The sequence below is a fragment of the Bradyrhizobium sp. Ghvi genome (assembly GCF_900115265.1).
In the GTDB taxonomy this organism is placed as follows: domain Bacteria; phylum Pseudomonadota; class Alphaproteobacteria; order Rhizobiales; family Xanthobacteraceae; genus Bradyrhizobium.
Genome location: NZ_FOVU01000036.1, coordinates 1 through 8,003 on the forward strand (window position 1 = coordinate 1; position 8,003 = coordinate 8,003).

General features: G+C 57.1%; 5 protein-coding genes and 1 pseudogene. 4 read left to right on the forward strand and 2 right to left on the reverse strand.

Annotated features, from left to right (window positions below; all coding sequences use genetic code 11):
- Positions 1–333, forward strand: a 333-nt coding sequence (locus BM374_RS37625) for an integrase core domain-containing protein (RefSeq protein WP_143270354.1), incomplete at its 5' end; no start/stop codon positions are given.
- 778 nt (positions 334–1,111) lie between these two features.
- Positions 1,112–2,764 (forward strand): class I adenylate-forming enzyme family protein, encoded by a 1,653-nt coding sequence (locus BM374_RS37630; protein ID WP_092304007.1) that lies wholly within the window; start codon positions 1,112–1,114, stop codon positions 2,762–2,764.
- 308 nt (positions 2,765–3,072) lie between these two features.
- Here BM374_RS37630 and BM374_RS37635 read toward each other — a convergent pair whose 3' ends face one another.
- Positions 3,073–3,288 carry a hypothetical protein gene (locus BM374_RS37635; protein ID WP_143270361.1) on the reverse strand — a complete coding sequence of 72 codons (216 nt, stop codon included), beginning with the start codon at positions 3,286–3,288 and terminating at the stop codon, positions 3,073–3,075.
- A gap of 1,726 nt (positions 3,289–5,014) precedes the next feature.
- Positions 5,015–5,503, reverse strand: coding sequence for a GNAT family N-acetyltransferase (locus BM374_RS37645; RefSeq protein ID WP_092304011.1), 489 nt, complete (start codon positions 5,501–5,503; stop codon positions 5,015–5,017).
- A gap of 458 nt (positions 5,504–5,961) precedes the next feature.
- Here BM374_RS37645 and BM374_RS37650 point away from each other — a divergent pair, with 458 nt between their 5' ends.
- Positions 5,962–6,453, forward strand: a complete 492-nt coding sequence (locus BM374_RS37650; protein ID WP_092304013.1) for a GNAT family N-acetyltransferase — start codon at positions 5,962–5,964, stop codon at positions 6,451–6,453.
- Between the two features lie 570 nt (positions 6,454–7,023).
- A pseudogene (locus tag BM374_RS37655) lies at positions 7,024–8,003 on the forward strand (ISNCY family transposase); the annotation flags it as partial.

The window sequence follows — 8,003 nt, forward strand, 5'->3', positions numbered from 1 at the left end:
GCAGCCATCGACTGGCACTTCATCGCACCAGGAAAGCCGATGCAGAACGGCTTTGTCGAGAGCTTCAATGGCCGAATGCGCGACGAACTGCTCAACGAGACCCTGTTCTTCGAACTTGACGATGCTCGTGCCAAGATCGCGAACTGGGTTGCCGACTACAATCTCCAGCGGCCTCACTCGTCGCTGAAATACCTGACCCCAGCGGCCTATGCCGCCCACCTCACCGCAACGGACGACCGGCTGCGCAACCCCGACCAGCTCCGCCGATCGCCCGTTGCTCCACCCGCGCCACTTGGCGTACAAAACCCCGAGACTCTAACCGCCACCGGATGAAAACTCAGTGGCAGGTCACACGATCGCGAGATGCAGTTCCAAGAGTCAGGCTGCTCCTCAAGAGAGTGTGTGGATAGCTAAATTCGAAGTCAGCATTTGCTGTGTCCATGAAAACGCCGGTTCCCGAGTCGTCCGCCAGCAAGGTCGAGCGATCTCGGCGCTTAATGCGGACGCAGTCGCAACGCACGACCTTTGCGCGCAGACATTATGGACTTTGACAGTCACTACATAGCGGTCGCCAGCACTAGCAAATTGTCCGCCGAAAATTGCACTCTATATTGACTCGATTCTGCCGCCTAGTGCCCGGATAACTTCTCGAAATGAAGAAGCAATATTCCTCACCAGACCAGGTAGTGTCTCGATCGGTGTTAATGGCATAATAAGAAATACCACCAAACCGCAGGGGGGGTGATGCAGTTTATGACAATAGAGCAGGCCCAGCATCGGGGGACAGCAGTTAATCTGCTTTTGGCGGATAGCTTATTCAAACATCACGAACGGCGCTGACAAACGATGACGCCCATCGAGTACTCGAATTCGTCAAGTTCGATAGCACGCCAGGACCGCGCGGACCTAAGCATATCCCGCCGCGCAACACCGAGTGGCCTTCCTCGCTTCTGTCGCCAGATAGCGCCGTGAGTGACGAGCTAGAGCTTGCTAAGTCTGTGTTTGTCATCGCGGCGGCGCACTCTCGCGAGAAGCCAGTTAGCAATTTATCACCTGGATCACTTGCGCGCGTCGGTCCTCGTCTTTGACCCCAGAACGGAGGCTTACACTGATGATCTCTGCAAAACTAACAAATACTCAGCTGCAGGAGCGCGTCCGAAACGCCTTGCGAAAGATCGAGACATTAGAATCCGCTTACGAGACCATCACGATTGGGCAGCTCGTTTCAATGCGAGCGAGAACGCATGAATCAACGACCGCAATCGACATTTTCGAGCGCGGCGAGCGCGCGACGTATTTGGAGATGGATCAGATCTCAAACAAGTATGCGCGCGCTCTGCGCGCCTTTGGAATACGCAAACGGGATCGCATTGGACTGATGCTGCCTAATCGCATCGAGTTCCCGATCCTGTGGTTCGCGATCGCAAAACTTGGTGCAGTCATGGTACCGATCAACATGCGCTATACGCCTAGCGAGATTGGCTATGTCCTCAGCGATACACAAGCCAACTTTGCGATAGTCGACGGCTCGGTGTGGCCAGTGCTCTCGGCTGTGGAGCCCTGGCCACAGGGCCTTGCCAAAGAGCAAGTTATTCTCGTCGGGCAGTCGACTAATGCGTCAGGCACGTTCCTGAATGAATTACTGAAGGGCGTCAGCGACTCTCTATTGGAGGAGGATATTTGCCCCGACGACACGTTGAACATTCAATATACCTCTGGGACAACCGGATTTCCGAAAGGGTGTATTTTGACGCACGATTACTGGGGCGTGAGTTCGTATCAGGGGGCGTGCGGGGACCTGCACCCGTATCGAAGATATTTATCCGTGCAGCCTTTCTTCTATGGTGATCCGCAAGGGCATCTTCTGAGGTCGTATCGACAGGGGGGCACGCTCTACTTGGCTCCCCAACCAAGCTCGACGCGCTTCATGGGTTGGGTCAAGCAGCACCGCATTGAGTGGTGCCAATTTCCTGAGCTGATTGGACGACAAGCCGAGGCCATGGACGAGAACGGGGCGACATGCCTGAAGCAGACCCTGAACTGGGGCTGGAGTCCTGAGACGGTGCGCAAGTTCCAAAAGCGATTTCGAGTTCGCACTCAGGATGCTTACGGGATGACGGAAATCGGCTTCGGCACAATCATGACAAGCGAGCTCGACGAATTGGCAGACTCCGGTTCGGTCGGAGTTCGCGCGCCGTTTCGGACCTTGCGGCTCATGAATGAGGACGGTAGCCCCACGATGGTCGGCGAGGTCGGCGAGCTATGGGTGACTGGCCGCGGTATCCTGAAGGGCTATTGGAACAAGCCGGAAGCAAATGCCGCCTTATTTGACGGCGATTGGTTCAAGACAGGTGATCTGTTGCGCCGCGATGAACTCGGCTTTTATTGGTTGGTGGGGCGCACCAAAGACATGATCCGACGGTCGAGCGAGAATATCGCTGCGCGCGAAGTAGAGGCAGTCATCCGGGAAATTCCCGAGATTGTAGATGTGGCCGCCCTGCCCGTTCGCGATGCGACGCGCGGTGAGGAGGTCAAGATTTGCGTCGAACTACGGGCAGGGGTCAAACCAGACGACCTGATCGTTACGCGCATTCTCGAGCATGCTCGTGCAAACCTTGCCGAGTTCAAGGTGCCGAGATATATCGCCTTCACTTTGGCACTTCCTAGAACCCACGTGACCAATAAAGTGCTCAAACGTGAGCTGATGTCCGTGAGCGATCCGCTTGCCGGTACCTACGACACCGTGGACAAGCGGTGGCGTTGAGACAAACACGTCACCAGTTTTGCACACGCTTGCAGTTGCGAGGGGAACCACAATGGCCGAACTAGATTTTATCACATTCGGACGTCTGCAGGTGCCGCTCAAGGTGGTATGACGACCTGGTCGGCTGGATAAGCATTTTGACTGCTCGTGTTTCAGTGCACCGCCGGCGGCCGTAAGGCAACTATCGGGAGACCAGGGCGGCGGTGGCTCCCGCGACTTAGTCTCGGATCCACGGCTTCGCATGCTGAAGTGAGAGCTGCTGCCGGTTTGAAGGAAACCGATTAAGCTAATCCCAACTGGCGCCGAACTCAACCGGGCTGAGATAGCAGATCGTCGAGAGCCTGCGGATGGTGTTGTAAACTCTCCATGTAGTCGAACCAAGCGACGCTGCCTCGTATGGCGAGCGCCTCGTATCTGGCTCTGTCGGTTTTGTTTTGTCCTGTAGACGCATCAGCGATCGACATAATGGAAGCAAAGGCCGCCCTCTTGGGCGAGCTGATCACGCCAGACATGGCGCGCATCATGACATTGCCCTGACTTGCGGCCGTGCTCTTGGTCGCCGCGGGATCCGGGGCGGGGAGCGCGGGATCCGCCAGGCATGGAAGCCCACCCGCAACACCGCCAGCGCATCGCATATGCACGCCACCAGCCAGATCGTCCGGCGCGCATTAAGACGAACCTCATGTCGCTTCCTTCGCGAGAAGCCCGCGGCCTTCCCGGGTCCACTTGCACGATGAAAACGAGTGACTTGCATGGCCTCAGATTGCCGACGACGCAGCTGCGATATTGTCCTCGAAGCGATCAGCACACTTACATCCCTTATGGTGGCTTTGACTGACCGTATTTAGAACCGAACCGCTATCTTGCGGGCGTTGGCTGTCACAGCTTTTGCCCCGCCGGGGCAAAGCAAGCATGCCATAGAATGCCCCAAACGCCGATCACGGCCAGCCGTCGTGCCTTTGAGCCGCAGTAGTGCTTCTGGTCCAAGAACGATCGTCGCGTGCGCGAGGATATCGCCACCGGAGATCTTATTGCCTAGCGCGAAGCAAGGCCCGGAGGTGAAGTGCTTGGCGGTTGGTCCAGCCTTCAGATCCGGGCCGCACCTTTCCGATGAACTTCAACGCGAGTGATGGACCCCCCTCATGGATCCCAGATCAACGCAATAGCGCGAGGCTGACGTCTCGACAGTGTGTTGATCTCTTTGGTCTTCACCCGCGTCGTAGCGCTCTAGCGACTAGGAGGTCAGTGCGAAGAAATGTTCGCGCCCGCCGTTGCCCAACAGTGCGGCGCGAATGGGACAGACGCGCAGGGACCAGAACATGTGGGCAGGCCGATACACGATGAGCCGTGAGCTCAAGTTAGTGGCTGGCTTCTGCGACTCGCCCGGTTGCGCCGAGAGCGTGCGGATCCGCGCGTGTCGCGGCCATCAGATCGCCGCGATGCCCGTGGCTCGGAAGCTCGCTGTGCTCTGCTGATTTGCTGAGCAAGGGCGAAGATTGCTTGTGGGCGCCCCCCTGGGCTGGTCGCCAACAAGACCCGCGCGATGCGACTTCAAGTTGGACATCCACAACAGAAGGGTAGCCGGCGTGGACCAGCCTATGCTTACAACATCAAGGTGCTGCGCTGCCGCGAGATGTTGATAGCCGCCCAGACGGAGCAAGGCTACGAACGATTCGTGTCGCAACGGAAATCGCGCTGGCCAAAAACCGGCGCGCGAACGCCTCAGCTCGGCAAAACAAAATAGGCAGTTCGGTGACGCTTGCAGCCGCGCGTCACGCTTCGCCACAACGTCGCTCGCGTCCAACAACCTCAATCGCGGCTGAAGGCAAGTTCTAGCCAGGAATGCGGTCGGACCCCACGCTAGGGAGCCGCCGTGCTCGGGCCGGCCAAGTCCAAGGCTTGCGGTGGCCGCAACTGCGGCAAGCCTTGACCGACCCTACGCGCGGCCGCTGCCATGGATGGCTGGCCGGGATGGAAGAATGGCCGCCAGGGCAGCCGAACAATAGAATGGACTACAGCGATCTCTGCAGTCGTCATCTCGGGCCATGAAGGAATCGCTTGTCCATCTCATCCGAGTTCAGCTTGGCGCGCCCTGGGAGCCCGGCCTCATTGAGGACTCCGCGAGTTTACGCTGTTTGTGCGCGGTTGGTCCGCCATGCGCCGCCATTGCGCACCGTGCCGCATCGTCATGGGCAAAGGTGCTAGCAATGAAGAGGGAGACTCATCTGTTGGAGGCACTTGGTAATTTACCTATAACTTTTTCCATATCCATACGTCGTTGTGCCACTCACCACGAATGCGCAACGCTTCATGCAAGAGCACGGCGCGCTGAAATCCGAGAGAGGCAGCGCCCTTCGCACTTCGAAGATTTCTCTCAAGGACGCGGGACACCAGCAATCGAAACCCCAGCTTGGTAGCGGTTTCAATCAAGTGCGCGAGCATTAAATTACCAATTCCTTTTCCTTGATGTCCCTCGTCCACGTAGTGCGACGTTTCAGCAACGCCTGAATATTCAGGCCGCACGGAAGATCTACTCAACGAGCACCAACCAATCACTTTGTCATTCTCAATCTCATATACGAACGCAGGGTAAGCATCTTGATGTTCGCGAAGCCAAGCGATACGTTCGTCGCTAGTGTCGGGCGCGACTTGACTCGTAGCAAAGATGCCGGGTTTCAGCGCCTGATTATAAATTCTGACGATGTCGTCGACATCAGCATAAGTCGCAAGTCTCAACATCTTTGAAGCTCGTCAGTTTGTCCAAGTGTTACTTCACGGGCCATGCACGCTACGGTTGATTATCTGGCAAAGGGCGCGTTAAGCTATTCGGCACCTGTACCGGTTTGCCTCCGTGTTTAATATGCAAAGCAAACCATGATCGATCCATCCAGACAAGCTATCAGGTCTCGTAGGAGTGCCATGCTGTCGGAGTCGGTGAATTTGAGATGGCTGTTATCGGGTTCACCCGCTCTGCAATCTTGCATAGTACTATCCCATTTGAGTTTCTCTCAAGGGGGGACCGCGCAAGTTCTTCCGGGGCCGCTCATGAGCCGGCTTGCTACTTCCGAAAGTATTCAGTCCGCCTGGGAGTTTCGTGATTTGGGGCCACTGTCTGGCCTACCAACCTTTGAGAATTGACAAGCGAACAGTGTAGGCGCCAGGTTCGAGGGCGAACGAGCTTAAGTAAGAGGTTCTAAATGACGTACGAACTGCGACCGATACGGGCGGATGACCTATTAAGCATTACGGGAATCTATAACGCTGCGCGGGAATCAACACGTGGAACACGCTCCTGGGATGTCAGTGAAATGAAGCAATTTCTTTTTGCCTCACGTCCCTCGATTGAGGGATACGCATGCGTCGACGGGGACGCCGTGGTCGGCTGGTCAGCGCTAACTCGGCATCACGCCGGAGAGGGACTCAAGCACACGGCAGAGATGTCTCTCTACGTTCAAGAGGATCTTCGTCGTAGGGGAATTGGGGCCCTCCTTGCCAACACTCTTCTAGAACGAGCACCTACCCTTAATCTCCACTGCATTTTGGCATTGGCACTCAAAGATACACCGGACGTCCTTTCTTTCGCGCAAATTAAATGTGGCTTTTCGGTAGCCGGATGCATTCCGGAACTATTTTCCGACGGCGAACGGCATTACGACATTGTAGTTTTCGAAAAGCTTATACGGCTCTGAACTTGATTTTCCCAATAGCTCCTCCACGCGTTCTCAGGGACGTGAGCCAGTGGGCCCGATGTGGTATTTAGTAATGCGGCCGCACCTAGCCTTGCCGTTGAGAAGCGCGCCCAGCAGGAGTGGCCTGAGGACGATTGATTAGCCCTGAACGGCACGACTGGAAGCTATGGCTGTTCGACTCCATGCGGAAGCATAGCTCCGTCATAGCGAGCTCTGGCGCCTTCATATTGCTCGTTTCGGGGGCAGCAGTTCGACAATGCGGTGGGCGGAGGGGCCTGGTAAGTCGCGCCAACGTCCCGCGAAATCAGGAGAGACGATAAGCAGCGAGCCCGCCCGCAGCACGCCCCGGCATTCACATCAAAGGTGGCCTTAGCGCCGATCAAGCGCGAGATGACGCTGGCCAAGCTGGCATTTCAATGGCGCGGGATGGGGGTAGCATAAGGCGCAGGCCGCTTTGTAGCGCGGCAATCTGGGTAGGAAGTCGCATTGCCTCGCCCTAATTGTTACCGGATGCTGAGCCGTTGCCTCACGTAAATTGCTCCCTTGGATCGGGAGCGAGCGGGGGCGAAGATGGGGTGGTTAAGCATGGCAACGCGGAAGGAACTGACGGCGGCAGCAGGCGCGCGCTATCGGCTTTCGGATCTCGCGAAGAAGACGCGGATATTGGACGAGTTCGTCGACATCACCGGGTTCCATCGCAAACATGTGATGCGACTACTTCGAGGTCAGGAAGACGCGCGCCCAAGCCGAAGGGCGCGACGTCGAATGTATAATGATGTCGAACACAACGCGCTCGTGCTCCTTTGGGAGGCGTCAGACCGGATCTGCGGGAAGCGGCTGAAGGCGTTGATGCCTGCGTTGATTGAGGCGATGCAACGGCATGGCCACCTCGACCTTGCCCCCGAGATCCGCGACAAACTTTTGGCAATGAGCGCTGCGACGATCGACCGCGCATTGGTGCGGGTCCGAGAAGGATTAGGTCGCAAGCGTCGGCGGCACGCGACGCACTCGTTGCGTCGCAGTGTTCCAATAAGGACGTCGGCAGATTGGAATGATCCGGCGCCCGGATTCGTCGAGGCCGACCTTGTCGCGCATAGCGGTCCATCTGCGCGCGGCAGCTTCATCCAGACCCTCGTGCTCACCGACATTGCTACCGGCTGGACGGAGTGCGCTCCCCTGATCGTGCGCGAACGGACGCTGTTGAGCACGGTGCTGACGGAATTGCGCAAACAATTGCCTTTTGCGCTGCTCGGCTTCGATACTGACAATGATACGGTGTTCATGAACGAGACGCTGAAAGGCTATTGCGAGGCAGCCAACATTGTCTTCACGCGTTGCCGTCCCTACCGGAAGAATGACCAGGCGTTCGTTGAGCAGAAGAACGGCGCGGTCGTGCGCAGGATGGTCGGCTATCGTCGGTTCGAAGGCCTGGAAGCGGCCGAGCTGCTGGCAGAACTCTATCGAGCAGCGCGGCTGTTCGTAAACTTCTTCCAACCCTCGTTCAAGCTGATAGCCAAGCAGCGCGACGGTGCTCGTGTGCGCAAGACATA